The 1,232-nt window shown below is 68.6% G+C and carries 2 protein-coding genes and 1 pseudogene; all 3 read right to left on the bottom strand.

All coding sequences use genetic code 11. From position 1 onward, the window contains the following. A pseudogene (locus ACZ5CR_RS46030) lies at positions 1 to 220 on the bottom strand (EamA family transporter); the annotation flags it as partial. A gap of 131 nt (positions 221 to 351) precedes the next feature. After that, entirely contained in the window at positions 352 to 849 is a 498-nt protein-coding gene (locus ACZ5CR_RS46025; RefSeq protein WP_468869913.1) for a cupin domain-containing protein, read from the bottom strand. 108 nt (positions 850 to 957) lie between these two features. Further along, positions 958 to 1,083: a hypothetical protein gene (locus tag ACZ5CR_RS46020; RefSeq protein WP_468869910.1), complete on the bottom strand. Its 126-nt coding sequence runs from the start codon at positions 1,081 to 1,083 to the stop codon at positions 958 to 960. Positions 1,084 to 1,232: the final 149 nt, after the last annotated feature.

The following is a 1,232-nucleotide window of genomic DNA, read 5'->3' as shown; positions in this document are numbered from 1 at the left end:
ACACCAGAGCGGCGAAGGCGAGCCACAGGGTCACGATGCCGAGGGCTCCGGCCTTGGGCATCACGCTCACGGCGATGGCCCCGCCGAACTGGACGGAGACGCCGCCCGCGAGCACCAGCCCGACGGGCCCGAGGGCACCCCACCGCCCGCCGGCTGCCGCCTCCTGACCACTCCTCGACGCTTCCACAGCCAACCCTTCCACTTCTCCGGCCTCGGCCAGTCCACTCACCTGGACTACCCCGTCCAAGGTAGTAGACCACGTCAGGATTGTGGAGCCCTTTTACTGCTGTACGCAAACCGCGTCCACATTCCGAGGCGGGGGCGGGGCCGGCCGACCGTCGACCACCCGCTTCACGAGGCGGCGAGGGCCTCCCGCCAGACGGGGCTGTCGACGTAGTGGTTGTCGTAGCGCTCGGAGGACTCGGCGATCTTCTTCGGGTCGGTCTCACCGCGCATCACGCTGCCGAGCAGACGCAGGTAGTCGAAGCGGGCCATGCCGGGCGTGAAGATGAACAGGACGTCCGCGGTGCAGCCCGGGGCCGCGGCGAAGGCGTGCGGGGTGTGCGGGGGCACGGCAAGGAAGTCACCTGCGTTCAGGACGGTGATCTCCTCGCCCACCAGAACCTGGAGGGAGCCACTGATCACGAAGAACAGCTCCGTGGCCTTGGTGTGGAAGTGCGCGGGAGCACCGACGGCACCTTCGGCGAACGTGGAGCGGTACGTGGTGAACCCACCCCCTGGCCCGTCCGTTTCGGCCAGGAGCGTCATCACGCTGCTCGGGTCGGCACTGGTCTCGGCCTCCGAGGCGCGGCTGAGGAGGGCGGCGAAGTCGGCGTTCTCGCTGTTCATGGTGGTGTCCCTTCGGCTGCGGCGGGCTCGCCCCGCTGTCGTTGTGATCACCACTCTATGAAGCGGAAAGACCCTCCAAGGAGTGCAATCCAGCACCAGAAACGGAGGTCAATTCCCGGGCGCCTGCCCAGCCGACTGACGGATCCAGCCGCGTATGCGCAGGGCGTCGATGACCTGGGCGAGGGCTTCCGTGCCGAGGACGGGTCCGTGGCCGCCGAGGGAGCCGACGTGCATCTGGATGATGACCCCGGGCGCCAGGGCTCGGGAGACAGTCCTCTGGACGGCAAGGGCTCGGTGCCGGTTGCGGTGCGGTTGGCCCGGGGGGTCCGGCACCTACTTCCGAGAAGGCGCGTTACGCAGCACGTGCGCCCCTCTTCTTCAAG

Source organism: Streptomyces sp. NPDC031274, assembly GCF_055570235.1.
Note: the sequence above shows the minus strand (reverse complement) of the source record. Positions and strands in the feature narration are given on the sequence as shown.